This window comes from Cupriavidus basilensis OR16 (assembly GCF_000243095.1).
Lineage (GTDB): Bacteria > Pseudomonadota > Gammaproteobacteria > Burkholderiales > Burkholderiaceae > Cupriavidus > Cupriavidus basilensis_D.
This window is the reverse complement of record NZ_AHJE01000016.1, coordinates 11,981-28,800: the sequence shown is the minus strand read 5'-3', so window position 1 is coordinate 28,800 and position 16,820 is coordinate 11,981. Positions and strand designations below refer to the sequence as shown.

General features: G+C 66.3%; 14 protein-coding genes and 1 pseudogene. All 15 read right to left on the bottom strand.

Going from position 1 to position 16,820, the window contains the following annotated elements:
• Positions 1-10 precede the first annotated feature (10 nt).
• The 15 genes and pseudogenes from OR16_RS05770 to OR16_RS05700 all read right to left on the bottom strand — a co-directional run bounded on the left by OR16_RS05770 (position 11) and on the right by OR16_RS05700 (position 16,739).
• The gene (locus OR16_RS05770; protein WP_237716943.1) at positions 11-997 is read right to left on the bottom strand and encodes a Bug family tripartite tricarboxylate transporter substrate binding protein; all 987 of its coding nucleotides are present in this window, start codon (positions 995-997) and stop codon (positions 11-13) included.
• A gap of 81 nt (positions 998-1,078) precedes the next feature.
• On the bottom strand, positions 1,079-2,161 hold the full coding sequence (locus OR16_RS05765; RefSeq protein ID WP_237716942.1) for a threonine ammonia-lyase: 1,083 nt from the start codon (positions 2,159-2,161) through the stop codon (positions 1,079-1,081).
• A 40-nt stretch (positions 2,162-2,201) separates the two neighbouring features.
• Positions 2,202-3,188 (bottom strand): N-carbamoyl-D-amino-acid hydrolase, encoded by a 987-nt coding sequence (locus OR16_RS05760; RefSeq protein ID WP_006157025.1) that lies wholly within the window; start codon positions 3,186-3,188, stop codon positions 2,202-2,204.
• 262 nt (positions 3,189-3,450) lie between these two features.
• Positions 3,451-4,407 (bottom strand): LysR substrate-binding domain-containing protein, encoded by a 957-nt coding sequence (locus tag OR16_RS05755; protein WP_006157024.1) that lies wholly within the window; start codon positions 4,405-4,407, stop codon positions 3,451-3,453.
• Between the two features lie 112 nt (positions 4,408-4,519).
• A pseudogene (gene hutG, locus OR16_RS05750) lies at positions 4,520-5,345 on the bottom strand (N-formylglutamate deformylase).
• Complete coding sequence (locus tag OR16_RS05745) at positions 5,342-6,346, bottom strand: hydroxyacid dehydrogenase (protein WP_006157021.1); 1,005 nt, start codon at positions 6,344-6,346, stop codon at positions 5,342-5,344. The pseudogene hutG and the gene OR16_RS05745 overlap by 4 nt, the downstream one beginning before the upstream one ends.
• A gap of 67 nt (positions 6,347-6,413) precedes the next feature.
• Positions 6,414-7,676 carry a Zn-dependent hydrolase gene (locus tag OR16_RS05740; protein WP_006157020.1) on the bottom strand — a complete coding sequence of 421 codons (1,263 nt, stop codon included), beginning with the start codon at positions 7,674-7,676 and terminating at the stop codon, positions 6,414-6,416.
• Positions 7,673-9,379: an ABC transporter ATP-binding protein gene (locus tag OR16_RS05735; protein ID WP_006157019.1), complete on the bottom strand. Its 1,707-nt coding sequence runs from the start codon at positions 9,377-9,379 to the stop codon at positions 7,673-7,675. The genes OR16_RS05740 and OR16_RS05735 overlap by 4 nt, the downstream gene beginning before the upstream one ends.
• Positions 9,380-9,383: 4 nt before the next feature.
• The gene (locus tag OR16_RS05730; protein WP_006157018.1) at positions 9,384-10,220 is read right to left on the bottom strand and encodes an ABC transporter permease; all 837 of its coding nucleotides are present in this window, start codon (positions 10,218-10,220) and stop codon (positions 9,384-9,386) included.
• A gap of 10 nt (positions 10,221-10,230) precedes the next feature.
• Positions 10,231-11,217, bottom strand: coding sequence for an ABC transporter permease (locus tag OR16_RS05725; RefSeq protein ID WP_006157017.1), 987 nt, complete (start codon positions 11,215-11,217; stop codon positions 10,231-10,233).
• Between the two features lie 80 nt (positions 11,218-11,297).
• Entirely contained in the window at positions 11,298-12,893 is a 1,596-nt protein-coding gene (locus OR16_RS05720; RefSeq protein ID WP_006157016.1) for an ABC transporter substrate-binding protein, read from the bottom strand.
• Positions 12,894-12,962: 69 nt separating this feature from the next.
• Entirely contained in the window at positions 12,963-13,715 is a 753-nt protein-coding gene (locus tag OR16_RS05715) for a 5-oxoprolinase subunit PxpA (RefSeq protein WP_043418691.1), read from the bottom strand.
• Positions 13,716-13,732: 17 nt separating this feature from the next.
• Positions 13,733-14,737: a biotin-dependent carboxyltransferase family protein gene (locus OR16_RS05710; protein ID WP_006157014.1), complete on the bottom strand. Its 1,005-nt coding sequence runs from the start codon at positions 14,735-14,737 to the stop codon at positions 13,733-13,735.
• Positions 14,734-15,516, bottom strand: a complete 783-nt coding sequence (gene pxpB / locus OR16_RS05705) for a 5-oxoprolinase subunit PxpB (RefSeq protein WP_006157013.1) — start codon at positions 15,514-15,516, stop codon at positions 14,734-14,736. Before pxpB ends, OR16_RS05710 begins: the two co-directional genes overlap by 4 nt.
• Positions 15,513-16,739 (bottom strand): pyridoxal phosphate-dependent aminotransferase, encoded by a 1,227-nt coding sequence (locus OR16_RS05700; protein ID WP_043418641.1) that lies wholly within the window; start codon positions 16,737-16,739, stop codon positions 15,513-15,515. The genes pxpB and OR16_RS05700 overlap by 4 nt, the downstream gene beginning before the upstream one ends.
• Positions 16,740-16,820 lie beyond the last annotated feature (81 nt).

The following is a 16,820-nucleotide window of genomic DNA, read 5'->3' as shown; positions in this document are numbered from 1 at the left end:
TCCGTCCTCCTCAGTCGATCGCCGCGCCCGAACTCTTGATCACTGCGGCCCAGACCGGCCGCTCCTTGCGGGCGAGATCGAAGAACGCGCCGCGCGGCCCCGTGGTGACCTCGTACGCCATGTCGGCCAGCCGCGCTTTCATGGCATCCGAGTTGGCCGCCTTGTTGAAGGCCTTGTTGAGAATGTCGAGGATCTGCGGGTCGGTCGCGGCGGGCGCGACATAGCCGGTCCACGCCACCGCCTGGTAATCCTTCAGCCCCGTCTCCGCCATGGTCGGCAGCTTCGGCAGGCGGCTGTCGCGGCGTGCGCCGGTGACGGCGAGCGGCACGACGCTGCCGTTCTTCAGATATGGCGAGATCGATGTGATGTTCTCGAAGACCAGATCCACTTCGCCACGCATCAGCGCCAGGTCCGCTTCGGGACCGCCCTTGTACGGAATATGTGTGATGGAAACACCCGCCATCGCCTTGAACATCTCGGCGCTCAGATGGCCCGTGGTGCCGTTGCCGCCCGAGCCGACAGAGAGCTTGCCCGGCGCGCTCCTGGCCAGCGTGATCAGTTCGGAGACCGACTTCACGCCGAGGTCCTTGCGCACCGCCAGCACGTTCTGCACGAAGCCGGTCAGGGCCACGGGCGCCAGTTGCTTGTCGGCGTCGTAGGGTAGCTTCTTGTACAGGGACTGGTTGATGGCCAGTGTGCCGGCGTTCGCGAAGCCGATGGTGTAGCCGTCAGCCGGCGCGTTGATCACGGCCTGCGTGCCGATGATGCCGGACGCGCCCACGCGGTTGAGGACCACTATCTGCTGCCCGATATCATGGCCGACCGCATCGGCCAGCAAGCGCGAGACGATGTCGGGCGTCGTGCCCGCATTGAATGGGACGATCAGCGTGATGGGGCGCTCGGGATAGGCTGCGAAGGCGCTCCCTGTGAACAGCATGGCGGCGGCCGTCAGTGACATCCGTCTCAATAGCCGGTCGAAATTCTGGAGAAGAGACATGGTGGCGTTCCTTTCGTGGTAGGCAAGTTGGCATCAAGGCCGGCTCGCGCCAATGCGCGCAGGGCCGGTGACACGGCTGTCTCAGGTACCGTGCGCGGCGGCTGCAGTGGGCTGCAGCATCGTTTGAAGCAAGGGCAGATCGATATTGCCGCCAGACAGGACGATGACGCCGTCGCGGCCCTCGAGATTGATCACGCCGGCGAGCAAGGCCGCCAGCGCGACGGCGCCGCCCGGCTCGACCAGCAACCGAAGCTCCTCGAGCGCGAAGCAAATGGCGGCGCGGACCTGCGCATCCGTGACCGCCACCGCGCCGTCGAGAAAGCGCTTATTGATCTCGAAGGGCAGTTCGGCTGGCGTGGTGGCCTGCAATGCGTCGCAGAGCGTTGTGGCGCCCGGCGCATTGATTTCCCTGTGGCCGCTGCGCAGCGAGCGCACCGTGTCGTCGAAACCGGCCGGTTCGGCTGCGATCAGCCGCGCGCCCGGATTCAGCGCATCGACGACCAGCCCGCAACCGGCCATCAGGCCGCCGCCGCCGCAGGGCGCCGCGAACAGTCCGAGGTTGTCGAGTGCGGCCTCGGGTAGATCCTGCAACGCCTCGAGCGCCACCGTGCCCTGGGCGGCAAGCACCGCGGGATGATCGCCCGGTGGAATCAGCGTGCCGCCGGTTTCTCCGAGCAGCCGCATCCCGATTGCCTCGCGGCTTTCATGGCGACGGTCGTAGTGAACGACGCGTGCACCCTGGGCCAGCGCGCGCTCGACCTTGTTGCGTGGCGCATCGATCGGCATCACGATGGTCGCCGCCACACCGAGTTGGCGCGCGGCCCAGGCGATCGCCTGCCCGTGATTGCCGGTGGAATAGGCGATCACGCCTTTCGCGCGCTGGTCGGCGCGCAGCGACAGCAGGGCATGGAAGGCGCCGCGTGCCTTGAACGAGCCCGTGACCTGCAGGTTCTCGGCCTTGAGCCAGACCGGCGCGCCGGCAATGGCGTCGAGTGCCGGCGAACGCAGCAACGGCGTGCGAACGACATGGGGCGCGATGTCCAGGGCCGCCAGCTCGACGTCGGCGAAATCGGGGACGCGCATGTCACCCAGCATCTCGTGCCGGATCGCGTGCGCGGGTCGTGGTCGTGCCGGATGGATATCCAGGGTTTCGGTTGGCTGCATGGAGAAGGCCCGTGGGTGGTCGAGAAAAGGGGGGACGGGATCAGCGCGCCGGCCAGGTCGGCGGAGCCACGCTGCCGACTTGGTCAGTGATGCGTGAATACGCCTCGACGCGGCGATGCAATCCGAAGTTGAAGACCGTGGACCGGCCCAGTTGGCACATGTCCAGGTTGCAGTCGGCCACGATGAGCTCGTCGTCCCAGCTGGTGGCTTGCGCCATGATTTCGCCTTGGGGATTCACGATGATCGAATGGCCGAGCATTTCGTGGCCGTCCTCGGTCCCAGCCTTCGCGACGGCAACCGCGAAGCACGCGTTCTGATAGCAGCCCGCCTGAATGGACAGCTGGGAGTGGAACACGCGCAGGTGATGCGCCTCGAAGCCGCGATTCTCCATGTTCATGCTTGGCGTGTTGTAGCCCAGCATGACGAGCTCGACCTGCTGCAGCCCGAGCACGCGCCAGGCCTCTGGCCAGCGGCGGTCGTTGCAGATCATCATGCCCATGTTCACGCCCTCGGCCTCGCCGACCGGCGCCCGGACCACCGGAAAGCCGAGATTGCCGACTTCGAAATAGCGCTTCTCGAGGTGCTGTACCTTGCGCGCCGGCGCGTACTCCGCGTGGCCGGGCAGATGGACCTTGCGGTACTTGAGGATCACCTCGCCCGACGGTGCGATGATCACCGAGGTGTTGAACCGGCGCTTGCGCATGACACCGGCTTCATCGGGTTCATACGCGATCTCGGCGTAGCCCAGGTAAACCGTCAGGCCGAAGCGGCGGATTGCCTCGAACAGCGGCGCCGTCTCCGGCGAGGGCAGCGCCGTCTCGAACCAACGGTCCGCCTCGTCGAGGTCCTCGTGGTACCAGCGTGGAAAGAACGTGGTCAGCGCAAGTTCGGGAAACACGACGACCTGCGCGCCGTGCCGATAGGCACGTTCGAGCAGTCGGACCATCCGTGCGACTGCGATCTCGCGTCCTTCGGACTTCTGAATGGGACCTAGCTGGGCGGCGGCGACGGTGATGATGCTGGACATGTACTGGAGCCTCTCGTGCGATGGGGTGGTGTCGAGTATAGGGACGCGATGCTGCCCTTGAAATGCGGCGCCCCGCGCGCCGGCAGTGCGCCCATCAGCGCCGTCTCGCACGCCCAACGCATTGATTTGAAAAGAACAAATGCGCTGGGGGCAGCCCTGGTGCGCAGCCGCCTCATAGCCCCTCGTTATGGGTCCTGGGCAATATGTGATGGGGCGCGGTAGTAGGCTGTGGCAATCGCACCACCGCACCGCCGACCTCCTCTCAGGCGAACATCGGCGGGCGCTGCGCATCCCCACGCGGTGCGGCGTCCAGCAGATGCATGAGCGTGGCAAGAAAGCCTTTGGCAAGGGTCGACATCGGGCTCTGCCGCGAATGGATCAGGTAGATCTTGTGACTGAGCACCGGGCTGATCGGCTTGAGCACGACGTCGTCCGCTCCGGATGGCGTGTATCCGAACGACTCCACCAAGGCCACCCCGACACCCTGGCGCACCAGCGCCATGGCTTCGGGTGTCGAGCGAATCTCGATATCCGGCGTGAGTGGCCCCTGCTCCGACGAAAGGAAATGCGAGGAGAGCCGGCCGAAGGGCGTGTCGCTGCCATAGCCGATAAAGGTCTGGCCGCGCAAATCGCCGGCCGTCACAACGTCCAGCGCCGCTAGCGCGTGTCCCTTGGGCAGCGCGCACAGGATCCGCCCCTCGCCGATCTCCCGGGTCCGGAGATTCGCGCCGTCGGGCGGTGCCATCGATGCAATGCAGAGGTCGGCGTGCCCCTGCACCACGAACGGCAACAAGGCGTCGAACGGCATGGGGCGGTAATGGACGCGGACGGCGGGATGGCGCAGCCGGAAGCGCTGGATGGCGCGCGGCATCAGCCATTCGCTGTAGCTCGGGCTGGAGACAATCGACAGCTTGCCTTCGTTCTGTTCCCCCAGGCTGCTCGCCACGGCATTGAACTGGGCGACGCCCCTGAGGATGACCTCGACTTCCTCGAACAGCCGGCGCGCCTCCGGCGTGGGCTGTAACCGTCCCTTGACCCGTTCGAACAGCAGGAACCGCAGGCGGCTCTCCGCGGTTGCCAGCACCCGGCTGATTGCTGGCTGTGACACGCACAGCATGCGCCCGGCCTCGCTCAGCGAGCCGGTGACCATGATCGCGTGGAAGACCTCGATCTGGCGAAGGTTCAGGGGGATGGCGGGAGGCCGGCTAATGGCTGACATACAGGGTGGCGCCAAGGCAGGCGCGCGGTAACGGCAAGTGGACTCCGTGACGACGCAAGAAGCGCGCCACCGGACGGCGGATCCGCGCTGCACGTCGGGCGCGAGCGACGTGTCAAGCCAGTGCGTCGGCCGTGACGGGCGGCAGCGTCGTCATTGCAGCGAGCGTGCGCTCCACCATGTCGCGTAGTGTCGGCCACAGCCTCGCGGCCAAGTCTTCACGATAGCCGAACGGCGCCGCTTCATCCATGTAGATGGTCTGTGCCATTTCGAGCTGCACCGCGTGCACCCCCCCGCTGCGGCTGTCCGTAGTGCCGCGTGATATGCCCGCCTCTGAAACGATCGTCGGCGACCCACGAGAAAGGACTGGCCGACGCGGCGGCGATGACGGCTTCGCGCAGCGCCGGCGCGCAACTGGCGCCGCTGTTGGTGCCAATGTTCAGATCAGGCAAGCGGCCCGCGAACAGGCGGGGCAGCACGCTGGCGATCGAGTGCGCTTCCCACAACAGCACGTGCCCGTGCACTTGGCGCAGGCGCGCGATCTCGGCGGCCAGCGTGCTGTGATACGGATTCCAGTAATCGCGGATACGGTCCGCGATCTCGGCGGAGGACGGGGCCTCGGGATCGGAATACAGCGGCTCGCCCAGGAATGTGTCGCGTGGGCAAAGCGCCGTGGTGTTCTGGCCCGGATAGAGGCTTTCGCCGTTGGCGGGGCGGTTCACGTCGATCACGTAGCGCGAGTAGTTGGCTGCCACGACCGACGCGCCCAGCGTTGTCGCGAACGCGTAGAGACGCCCCAGGTGCCAGTCGGTATCGGCACGCACGCGCGCCACGTCTTGCATTTGCGCGGCGAACGCGTCGGGCAACAGTTCGCCGCCGTGCGGAATCGAGACTACCAGGGCAATGGTGCCCTGCGTCAGCTTGCAAACGGGGGGATTCATGACTGGACTTCCTTGGATGGCGTGATAACGGGAACGCGCCTGCGCAACCACACGCGCGCATCGAGAAGGTGTTTCGGTTGCCGTCCAGCGAACACCTCGATGATCTGTTCGGCGCATTGGAGCGCCGTGGCATGCAGCGCCTCCTCGGTGGAACCGGCAAGGTGCGGGCTCAGCACGACGTTGTCGAGCCCGGCCAGCGGGGACGCCGCGCAGAGCGGCTCCTGCGCGAAGACGTCCAGCCCGGCGCCGAAGAGCCGGCCTTCCTTTAGCGCCGCGGCCAGCGCGGTTTCGTCGATCAGCCCGCCGCGTGATGTATTGATGACGATGGCGCGCGGCTTCATGTTGCGCAGCGCATTCGCATCGAGCGTGTGGCGCGTGTCGGCACGCAGCGGACGGTGCAGCGAGACGACGTCGGACGCCGTAAGCAGTTCGGGCAGCGTCGGTACCCGCGTAGCGCCGTGTGCTTCGACCTCGCACGTCTGCACGCTGGGCGACCACACCAGCACGCGCATGCCGAGCCCCGCGCGCGCCATGTCGCAGACCAGGCGCCCCGTGCGGCCGAAGCCGATCACGCCGAGGGTCTTGCCACTGAGCGAGAGCATCGGTGCCGCGTAGCGGTAGCGCCAGTCGGACTGCCGCGTGGCCGCATCCGCCAGCGGCGCCCGCCGCGCAACTGCCAGCATCAGCATCAGCGTGTGTTCGGCCACGGCGCCGATATTGGCGTCGGGCGTGGACACCACCGGGATGCCCAGCTCATGCGCATGTGCGACCGCGATCTTGTCGGTGCCGGTACCATGATTGCTGATGACCGCGAGCCGCGGTGCGGCATCGATCATTTCGGCGGTCAGGCCTTCGCGCACGATCACGGCGTCGGCACCTGCGACTTCACGGATGCGAGCGGCTTCGTCACCGGCCTGGCCCGGGCGCACCTCGAAGCCCGCGGCGCGCAGGCGCTCCGCACCGATGGGGTGGATGGGCTGGGTAATCAGGCAGACTGGCATGGGCGTTGCGTGGGAATCAGGCATGGGTTGTGTTTTGAAGTGCGATGCGGATTGTTCGGCAGGCATCCTAGCCTGCACGCGCTGCTAACGTGTCGGCCAGCAGCCGCGTGGCGATGGCGAAGTCGGCGAGGTCCATCGACTCGTTGGGGTTGTGGCTGCCATGGGTATTGCGCACGAAGATCATCGCAGCGGGTATGCCCTGGGCGGCGAACAGTGCCGCGTCATGTCCCGCACCGCTGGGCATGGCCCGCGCGCGTATTCCGCCCTGGCTCGCGGAGCAGAGCAGGGCGCGCTGGAGCGACGGATCCATCTGCGCCGCGGCGCTGGACGACGCGGCACCGAGATCGACTTGCACATGGTGCTGCGCCCCAATGCCAGCCGCGGCAGCGTGTACCCGTGCATCCATCAGGTCGAGCGTGGCGCGGCTGCGCGAACGCATGTCGATACTGAACTCGACCAGGCCGGCGACCTTGCTGAAATCGGCCTGATCCGGGTCCGTCATGCAGCGGCCGAAGGTCAGCGTGAGTTCATGCCCTTGCGCCTCGAGCGCGATCCAGTCCTGTTGCAGCGAGTGGATCAGCGCCGCGGTCGCGACCACGGCATCTTGCCGGTGGCTGCGCGGTGTCGCGCCGGAATGCGCATAGGCTCCCTGCACGCGGGCATGCCGGTAGCGCTGGCTGCCGCAGATGCCGGTGACGATGCCGACGACGTCGCCCGCCTCCAGCAGCACCGGCCCCTGCTCGATATGGAGTTCGATAAAACAATCGATGCGGTCGGCGCGCAGATGCGCCAGGCCCGCGCGGACGTCGTCGGGCCGCCCGCCCGCTTCACGCAGATGGTCGGCCAGGCTGCGCCCGGTGTCGGCTCGCACGCTGTCAAGCGCCTGCGGCTCCAGCAGTCCGAAGGCGGCCTTGCTCCCGGCATAGGACACCGGAAACCAAGCGCTCTCTTCGGCGCGGATTGCGGCCACGGTGACGTCGCGACGCGGCAAAAATCCCGCCTTGCGCCAGCCAGCCAGCACGGCGAGACCGGCGACGACCCCGGCGGCGCCGTCGAAATTGCCGCCGCGCGGTACCGAGTCGAGATGCGAACCCGTCATGACCGCTGCGGCACCGCGATCCGTGCCCGACAATGTCAGATAGAGATTGAGCGCCGCATCGGTCGCCACCTCCAGTTCGAGTGCGCGGGCGGCGTCGGCGACAAGCTGGTGCGCCCGCTGCTCGCCCGCGCCGTAGCTGTCTCGCGTGACGCCAACGCCGTCGAAACTCTGTTCGCGCAAGCGGTCGAACAGCGCGGTGGCGAGGGCGAGATCCGGTTCGGCGATGGTCATCGGATGGTCTCCATCGCGTCTGCCTGCGCCTCGGCCTGCGCGGCCGTCTGCCTGGCAAGCGGCGGATCCCAGTCACGCCCCGGCATCGCGTCGATTAGCTGGCGCGTGTAGGCATGCTGGGGTGTCTCGAAGATCTGGGCAGGGCTGCCCCGTTCGACCACGCTGCCCCGGTGCATGACCAGCACCGCATCGCAGATCTGCGCCGCCACACGCAGATCGTGGGTAATGAAGACCAGCGCGATGCCGAGGCGCCGTTGCACGTCGCGCAGCAGCCGCAGCACCTGCGCCTGCACGGAGACATCGAGAGCAGACACCGACTCGTCGGCCACGATCAGCCGCGGCTCCATCGCCAGCGCCCGCGCGATGCCGATGCGCTGGCGCTGGCCGCCGGAAAACTGACTCGGATAGCGGTCGAATGCCGAGGCATCGAGCTCGACGAGCTGCAACAGCTCGCGCGCCCTCGCCAGCGCCTGTTCCCGGGGCACGCCGCACGCGAGCGGACCATCGCAGAGGATGCGCCCGACCGTATGGCGCGGATTGAGCGAGGCAAACGGGTCCTGGAAGATCATCTGGATATGGCGGCGTAATGGCCGGAACTCCCGCTCGCTCAACGGGGCGATGTCGCGCCCATCAAAGTACATCCCACCGCCGTCGGTTCCGGTCAGCTTGAGCAGGCATTTGCCGATCGTGGACTTGCCGGAACCCGACTCGCCGACGATACCCAGCGTCTTGCCGGCGCCGACCGAAAAGCTCACGTCCTTGACGGCTTCGACCACGCGCTTGCGTTTAAACAGCCCGCCCGGACTGACATAAGTCTTGCGCAGCGCTTCGACGCGCAGCACCGGATATCCGCTTGCTGCGTCGGCCGGGTCATTGTCTTCGCGATCGCCCGGCCGGTGCGACGGCACGCTGGCGATCAGCCGCTGCGTGTAGGAATGGCGGGGCCGGTTCAGCACCTGGTCGGCCGTGCCTTCCTCGACCAGCAGGCCCTTCTCCATCACAACGACGCGATCCGCGATTTCGGCCACGACGCCAAAATCGTGCGTCACGAACATGACACCCATGCCTTTCTCGCGCTGGATGCGGGCGATCAGCGCGAGGATCTGCGCCTGCGTGGTGACGTCCAGCGCCGTGGTGGGCTCGTCGGCGATCAGCAGCGCGGGCTCAAGCGCTAGCGCCATCGCAATCATCACGCGCTGGCGCTGACCACCCGAAAGACTGAACGGCCAGGCATGGAACAGGCTTGCTGGATCCGGCAAGCCGACGAAGTCGAGCAGTTCCAGTACACGGGCCTTGCGTGCCGGACCGGGATAAGCCGCATGGACGCGCATGACCTCGGCAATCTGCTCTCCCACCGGCTGCAGCGGGTTGAGCGCCGACAGCGGCTCCTGGAAGATCATCGCCATGTCCTTGCCGCGCATGCCGCGCAGCGTCTTCTCGTCCATGCCCAGCAGATTCTTACCGTGCAGCAGGATCTCCCCTTGCTGCGGACGCAGATAGGCGGGCAGCAAGCCCATGATGGCGTTGGCGCTCATGGATTTGCCCGATCCCGATTCGCCGACGATGCAGAGAATCTCGCCGGCGTGGATGTCGAACGACACGTCGCGCACGGCATACTGGCGGTCGCCGCCTGCCGGAAGCGGGATACTCAGTCCGCGGATGGACAGCAGGGCGGCGCCCTGGTCTGGATTGCCTATGGCCACGGTATCAAGCTCCCCGCTTGCGCAGTTGAGGGTTGAGGGCATCGTTGAGCCCCTCGCCGATCAGGTTGATGGCCAGCACCGTCAGCATGATGGCGATGCCGGGCCAGAGGCTCATCCACGGCGCCTCTCGGAGCATCGTGCGCGCGGCGCCGATCATGAAGCCCCAGCTCATCAGATTGCGGTCGCCCAGCCCGAGGAACGACAACGCCGATTCGGTCAGGATGGCCGTCGCGGTCATCAACGAGGCCGTCACGATGATCGGCGAGGCCGCATTGGGCAGGATCTGGGTAAAAATGATCCGGGCCGGCTTCTGGCCGATCACGATGGCGGCCTGCACGAACTCCCGCTGCTTGAGGGTCATGAACTCGGATCGCACCAGGCGCGCCACCGGTGGCCACGACACCATGGAGATGGCCCCGACGATCGAGTACAGCGACGGCTTGAAGATCGCCACCAGGACGAGTGCCATGGCCAGCTGCGGAATGGTCTGGAAGAACTCCGTTCCCCGCATCAGGGCCTCGTCCACGCGGCCGCCGTAGTAGCCCGCCAGGGCACCCACCACGATGCCGATCAGGACGGCGACCAGCGTGGAGATCATGCCGATCATCAGCGACACCCGCGCACCGTAGGCCAGGCCTGCCGCGATATCGCGTCCCAGCATGTCGGTGCCCAGCGGGTACGCGCCGTCGGCGAACGGGGCCAGCAGCGGCTCCGCCACCATCATCCACGGCGGATCTGCATAGAGCGTCGAGGCAAGGATGCCTGTCAGGATGACCAGCAGCAGTAGCGCGAGGCCGACGGCCGCGCCGCGGTTGGCGACGAATCGTTTCAGGAAAGGCATGTGAGGCTCCTCAGGCTTGCTGGATGCGTGGATCGATCAGCCGGTAGGCGAGATCGGTGAGCAGGTTGAAGACCACCACCATCGTCGACGTCACTAGAAATACGCCGAGCAGCAACTGATAGTCGCGCTGGAGCAACGCATCGAACATCAGCCGTCCGATGCCGGGCCATCCGAATACGGTCTCGGTAAGCACCGCGCCGCCGGCCATCTGCCCCAGTTGGATCCCCGCGAACGTCACCACCGGCAGCAACGCGTTGCGCAGCGCGTGGTGGCGGATCGTCCCGCCCATTGAAACGCCTTTGGCGCGCGCCGTCTTGATGAAGTCCATGCCAAGCACTTCGAGCATGGAAGCGCGCGTCAGCCGCGCGTAGACCGCCATGAAGAAGCAGCCGAGCGACGCGGTAGGCAGCACAAGGTGATGCGCGACGTCGCGTGCACGCGCCCAGCCTGCCAACGCGCCGCCCACCGTCTCCATGCCATAGGGCGGTAGCCAGCCCAGGTGCAGCGAAAAGAAGAGAATCGCCAGCAGCGCCAGCCAGAACTGCGGCGTGGCGTAGATCAGCAACGACCCCGTCATCAGCACGCTGTCGAGCCATGGGTGCTTGCCCTGGTAGCGGCTGCGCGAGGCCACCACGCCGAACAGCACGCCGAACACAAGCGCGAAGACGAACGCGCACGACATCAGCAGCAGTGTGGCCGGCAGGCGGTCGAGAATGATGTCGAGCACCGGCAGGCGTTCCCGGTACGAGTAACCCAGGTCGAGGTGCGCCATGCCGTTCAGGTAGCTCGCCAACTGGACATAGACCGGCTTGTCGAGGCCGAACTCTTGCCGTAGCTGTGCCACGTAGGTGGGGTCGGAGGCCCCCGATTCGCCCGCCAGCACGGCGGCCGGATCGCCGGGCGCCAGGCGGATCAGCAGGAAGTTGATGACGACGACGCCCAGCACGACCAGGGCTGCCTTGCCGAGCCGCGCGAACACTGACAGTGCCTTATCCACGGAATAGATTCCAAGAAAGCTGACGAGGGGGAACGCGATGCGCCGTACAACTTGCCCGGCGCATCGCCGCGCACGGGTGCTTACTTGTCGATGTAGGCATCGGCGAACGTGTCGTTAAGACCGATCGCCGTCTGGATCAGGTTGTGCACCTTCGCGCTGTAGAGCGTCGGGATTTCCATCTCGAACAGGTACCCGTTCGCCACCTCCTCCACGAGTGTCTTCTGGATGCTGGAGTACAGCTTCTGGCGCTCGTCGTTGGACGTCGCGGCGGCAGCCTTGTCCCACATCGCGTCGACCGCGTCGTTCCGATATCCCTGGTTGTTGACGAACGCAGAGCCCTTGACCATGTTGCGGGCCAGGTAAAGACGCGAGACGCCCAGCGCCGGATCGCCATATTGCGACGTGAAGCTGAAGGTCAGGTCGAAATCGAAATCCGAGACGCGCTTGGCCCATGTGCCCGCATCCGCCGACTCCATCTCGACCTTGAAGCCGAGCTGTTCGAGGCTTTGGCGCGTGTACTCGCCGAGCCGGTCCCAGGTCGCGCCGTAGGGATACGACAGGATCTTGATCGGCGTCTTCGCGGGGTCGACACCCGACTCCTTGATCAGCGCACGCGCCTTCTTCAGCTCGAAGTTGTAGGCCGGCACGTTGGCATCGTAGAACGGCGTGGTGGAAGAAATCGGACCGGTGGCGACCTTGCCCAGACCGAAGAAGATGCTGTTCACGACGAACTTGCGGTTGATGGCCTCCATGACAGCCTGGCGCACCTTGACGTTGTCGAAGGGCGGCTTGCGCTGGTTCATCTGGATATAGGCCAGCTTGGAGAACATCTCCCAGCCCTTGGTCGTGTATTGCACGCCCGGCAGCGCCTTGAGACGTTTCACCTCCACGTTGTCCACGTCACCGGCACTCACCACCTGAACGTCGCCGCGCTCGAAAGCAACCGCGCGCGAGGCCGCATCGGGAATCACGTTGAAGACGATCTCGTCCAGGTACGGCTTGCCGGCCTGCCAGTAATCGGGGTTGCGCGTGAGGATGATGTACGCGCCCTTCTTCCACTCCTTGAACTTGAACGGGCCGGTCCCGATTGGTGTCTGGTTGGCCGGGTTCTTGGCGTAGTCGGTGCCGTCATAGATGTGCTTGGGCACGATCGGCATGTTGTCGCTGACGAAGGCTTTCAGAAACGGAGCAAATGGCGCCTTCAGCGTGATCTGCACCTTGTTTGGGCCGAGTGCCTTCACGGTGTCCACGAACTGCTCGATGATGACCCGCGCGCGCGGGTGCACCGTGCGCAGGAACTTGTCGACCGAGAACACAACGTCGTCTGCCGAGAACGGCTTGCCATCGTGCCACTTGACGTTCGGCTGCAACTCGAACGTGTAGACCTTGCCGTCGGGCGAAATGGTCCAGGACCTGGCCAGGCCCGGCTTAGGCTTCATGTCCGGCGTCCACGTCAGCAGGCTTTCATAGATCTTGCCCGCCACGTATTGGGTGGGCGTTTGCTGATTGAGGCCAAGCATGAGCGTGGGTGGCTCGGGCTGCGCGATCGCGCGCAACGTGCCGCCGCGCGTCTGCGCATGCGCGTCGGTGCCGGACAGCACGCCGAGCGCCAGCGCAACGGTGCACGCCGCGAGGTTTAACGTGTGCTTTCGGGGCGGAGTGAGCTTGGAAAACATGAGGATCACCTTGGTTCGGGGAGGGTCGGTCGGAATAGGGAGCGTTTCGTGCGTGAGTGGCGAAATACGTCAGACGGGCCGCACGCCGATGCCATCGGCATCGAACGCGGCGCGGATACGCGCCGCGAACACCGCCGCGCCGGGCTGGTCGCCATGGATGCAGAGCGTGTCGGCTGCGATGGGAACGGTCTTGCCTGCGAGCGAGATCACGCTGCCATCGGTCACCATGCGCTTGACCTGCGCGATCGATTCCGCCACGTCTTCGATCATCGCGTGCGGCTCGGAGCGTGGGGTCAGCGTGCCGTCGTCCTGGTAGCTGCGGTCCGCATAGACCTCGAAGGCCACGCGCAGGCCCATCGCGCGGGCGGCGCTCGCCATGTTGGCGTTGGCGACGTAGACCATCAGCTTGGGATCGATGTCGTGCACGGCCTGCGCTACCGCCTGGGCAAGCGCCGGGTCGCGCGCTGTCATGTTGTAGAGCGCGCCGTGTGTCTTCACGTGGTGCAGGGGGACCCCCACCGCGCGGGTGACGCCCAGCATGGCCCCCACCTGATACACAATGAGGGCATAGACCTCGCCTGGCGTCATGGCCATGGCGCGGCGGCCGAAGCCCTGCAGATCGGGGAGTCCCGGATGCGCGCCAACCGCCACGCCGGCGGCCGCGGCCGCGCGGACCGTCTCGAGCATCGTGTCCGGATCCCCGGCATGGAATCCGCAGGCAATGTTGGCGGAGGTGACATGCTGCAGGATCGCGCGGTCGTTGCCCATGACCCAGGGCCCGAAGCTCTCGCCCATATCGCAGTTGATATCGATGAACGGCATGATGGATTCCTTTTGCATTATTGGACGAGGAGGCCCAGCGCCTTTGCGGCCAGCACCCTGACGCGGGCAAAGCGATCTTCGACTTCCAGGCAGAGTGCCTCTGCCCGGGCTTGGGTGACGGCCTGGAAGCGCAGCGCATCGCCTGGCAGGGCTTGCGCCAGCGCGGGCAGGTCGGCACTGGCGACATAGGCCAGCTTCGGATACCCGCCGGCGCTCTGGCGGTCGGCCATCAGCACGATGGGACTACCCCCCGGCGGCACTTGGACGGTGCCGAAGGTCACGACTTCGGAGATCATTTCCAGTGGCTGCGCCAATCTCAACTCGGGACCTTCCAGCCGGTAGCCCATGCGGTCGGATTGCGCTGAAAGCCGGAAGCACTCGGATTCGAAGTCGCGCTGGGCCTGGCTGGTGAAGGACTGCCACTGCGGGCCAGGCACGAAGCGCAGCGCCTGCGTGGCCGATGACAGCGGTGCGGTGTCCGGTGCCGCCGCGGCGACGAAGGACATGCCGCTCTGGATCATCATGCGCTCGAGTTCCAGGACTTCTCCCCTTGGCGACGCCACCGGCACCCGGTCGCCTCGGCGCAACGCGCGGCCTTCGAAGCCGCCGAAGCTGCCGCGCACGTAGGTGCTGCGGCTGCCCAGCACAAGCGGGGCATCGAATCCACCCCGCACCGCGAGATAGAGACGGGCACCCGACCTGCGCTCGCCGAACTCCAGCCGTACGCCGTGGCGCAGCATGACGGCACAGTGCATGGGGATCTGGGCGCCGCCCGCGGTGACCCGCATATCCGCGCCGCTCAGGGCGATCAAGGTGTTGCGTGAGAAGCTGACACTGGGTCCCTTCAGCGTGCATTCGAGGGTGGCGGCCTCCTCGCCATTGCCTACCAGGGCATTGGCGACGCGGTGCGCCCACTCGTCCATCGGCCCGTTGACCGGCACGCCGTAGCGCTGGTAGCCGTAGCGCCCCGTGTCCTGGAGGAGGGAAAACACCCCGGGCTTCTCAACCAGCATATGGTTCATTGGTGTGGCTCCTGGAGCGCTTCGAACTCGCGCGGCGTGATCGGCATGAATTGCATGCGGTCGCCGATCTGCAGGCGCGTCGGAGGGCTCTTGCGGATGTCGAACAAGGTCCAGGGCGTACGGCCGATGAGGTTCCACCCGCCGGGGGATTCAGTCGGGTAGATGGAGGAGATCCCGTTGGCGATCGCCACGGAGCCGGCCGGCACACGGGTACGCGGCACTGCGCGCCGTAGCACCTGCAGCCTGGGATCCAGCGGTCCCGCGAACGGGGTGCCTGGCGCGAAGAAGAACGTATAGAGGACGAGCGGCGCGGCGGTATGCAGGCGGATGACCTCACCGGTGGAGATTCCGCATTGGTGCGCGACGTCTTCCAGGTCGGGGCCGTACTCACCGCCGTAGCACACCGGAATTTCCACCAGGCGCCCGGAGCCGGCGATTCTGGGCACGCCTTGTGACAGGAGCCGGTCTATGGCCGCGCTCAGGGACTGGGAGGCGGAGCCCTTGCCGCTTGGCAACGGCACGGGCCGGTAGTGGACCGCCACCGTGGTGAACGCGGGCACCACGTCGATGACGCCGGGCAGGGCGCGGCTGGACAGCCATGCCGTCACCGCGTGCACCGTCTGGCTGACCTCGGCATCTACCCGGTTGCCGAGGCGGATCAACAGGCAGCGGTCGCCGGCGGGCTCGATGAGCCATCCGTCGCGCAGGTGCTGGTGCGCAGGCCCGGGCTCCGCCGCGCTCCCGGTATGCGCCGGTGCATCCATGTCCGCTGCTTTCATGGCCTGGACAGCCTGCGGCAGGCCTGGACGATCTGCGCGCAAGCCATGCGCAGCCGGTCATCGGAAACCGCATAGGCAAACCGCAGGTACGGCGCCAGGCCGAAAGCCGTGCCGGGCACGACCGCGACACCCGCTTCCTCCAGCAGGTAGCGCGCCAGGTCCAGGTCGCTTTCGATGAGGTTGCCGCCCGGCGTGCGCATGCCAATCGTTCCGCTGCAATCCGCATAGAGGTAGAAGGCCGCGGGCGGCGTGCGCATGGTCAACAACGGTGCCGCCCCCGCGAGCAGATCGACGGCAAGGTCCCGGCGCCAGCGCAGGCGTACCATCCAGTCCTCCAGGAAGTCCTGCGGCCCGTCGAGCGCGGCGATGGCGGCGGCCTGGCTAACCGAGCTGGGGTTGCTGGTGCTTTGGGATTGCAACATCTCCAGCGCTTTGACCAGCCACAGCGGGCCGCCGGCGTAGCCCAGCCGCCACCCCGTCATCGCGTAAGCCTTGGAGACGCCATTGATGGTGAGTGTGCGCGCCTTCATGTCCGGTGCCGCCTGCGCGAAGGAGCAGAACTCGCCTTCGAACACGATCTTTTCATAGATGTCGTCGGACATCACCAGCACGCGGGGATGCACGCGCAGCACATCCGCCAGTCCACGCAGTTCGTCGGCGGAGTAGAGCGATCCGGAAGGATTGCAGGGCGAGTTCAGCATCAGCCAGCGTGTCCTGGGCGTGATGGCGGCGGCGAGTGCGTCCGGCGTCAGCTTGAAGCCGTCTTCGGCCGCCGGCGTCACAGCCACCGGCGTACCGCCGGCAATGCGCACCATCTCGGAATAGGACACCCAGTAGGGCGCCACGACAATGGCCTCGTCCCCGTCGTTGATGGTGGCCAGCAAGGCATTGAAGAGAATCTGCTTTGCGCCCGTCGCGGCAATGACCTCGCTCTCGTCATAGTGCAGGACATTGTCGCGCGCAAACTTGCGCACGATCGCGGCCCTGAGTTGGGGCGTGCCTGCCACGTTTGTGTAGCGCGTATGCCCGTCCATGATGCCGGCGACGGCAGCCTGCCGGATGTGCGCGGGCGTATCGAAGTCGAGTTCCCCCTCGGCCAGGCTGATGACTGCGTGGCCTTGCGCCACCATGAGGCGGGCGGCTTCGGCAACAGCCCCCGTGGCCGAGGGCCGCGCGGCGCTCAGGCGGGACGCCAGGCGGGTATCTAAGCTAAGAACAGACATGGCTTGCGCTGCTTTCCTATACGCGCCCATGGGCATCGAGCGATCGCCCATGACATTGCGTTGGTGGTTGATATGAGGTTT

Excerpts from the sequence above, each read along its gene's own strand:
- OR16_RS05710 (WP_006157014.1), bottom strand. The coding sequence starts at position 14,737 with ATGAACCATATGCTGGTTGAGAAGCCCGGGGTGTTTTCCCTCCTCCAG.
- OR16_RS05760 (WP_006157025.1), bottom strand. The coding sequence starts at position 3,188 with ATGTCCAGCATCATCACCGTCGCCGCCGCCCAGCTAGGTCCCATTCAG.
- OR16_RS05730 (WP_006157018.1), bottom strand. The coding sequence starts at position 10,220 with ATGCCTTTCCTGAAACGATTCGTCGCCAACCGCGGCGCGGCCGTCGGC.
- OR16_RS05700 (WP_043418641.1), bottom strand. The coding sequence starts at position 16,739 with ATGTCTGTTCTTAGCTTAGATACCCGCCTGGCGTCCCGCCTGAGCGCC.
- OR16_RS05745 (WP_006157021.1), bottom strand. The coding sequence starts at position 6,346 with ATGCCAGTCTGCCTGATTACCCAGCCCATCCACCCCATCGGTGCGGAG.
- OR16_RS05715 (WP_043418691.1), bottom strand. The coding sequence starts at position 13,715 with ATGCCGTTCATCGATATCAACTGCGATATGGGCGAGAGCTTCGGGCCC.
- OR16_RS05770 (WP_237716943.1), bottom strand. The coding sequence starts at position 997 with ATGTCTCTTCTCCAGAATTTCGACCGGCTATTGAGACGGATGTCACTG.
- pxpB (WP_006157013.1), bottom strand. The coding sequence starts at position 15,516 with ATGAAAGCAGCGGACATGGATGCACCGGCGCATACCGGGAGCGCGGCG.
- OR16_RS05765 (WP_237716942.1), bottom strand. The coding sequence starts at position 2,161 with ATGCAGCCAACCGAAACCCTGGATATCCATCCGGCACGACCACGACCC.
- OR16_RS05740 (WP_006157020.1), bottom strand. The coding sequence starts at position 7,676 with ATGACCATCGCCGAACCGGATCTCGCCCTCGCCACCGCGCTGTTCGAC.
- OR16_RS05720 (WP_006157016.1), bottom strand. The coding sequence starts at position 12,893 with ATGTTTTCCAAGCTCACTCCGCCCCGAAAGCACACGTTAAACCTCGCG.
- OR16_RS05755 (WP_006157024.1), bottom strand. The coding sequence starts at position 4,407 with ATGTCAGCCATTAGCCGGCCTCCCGCCATCCCCCTGAACCTTCGCCAG.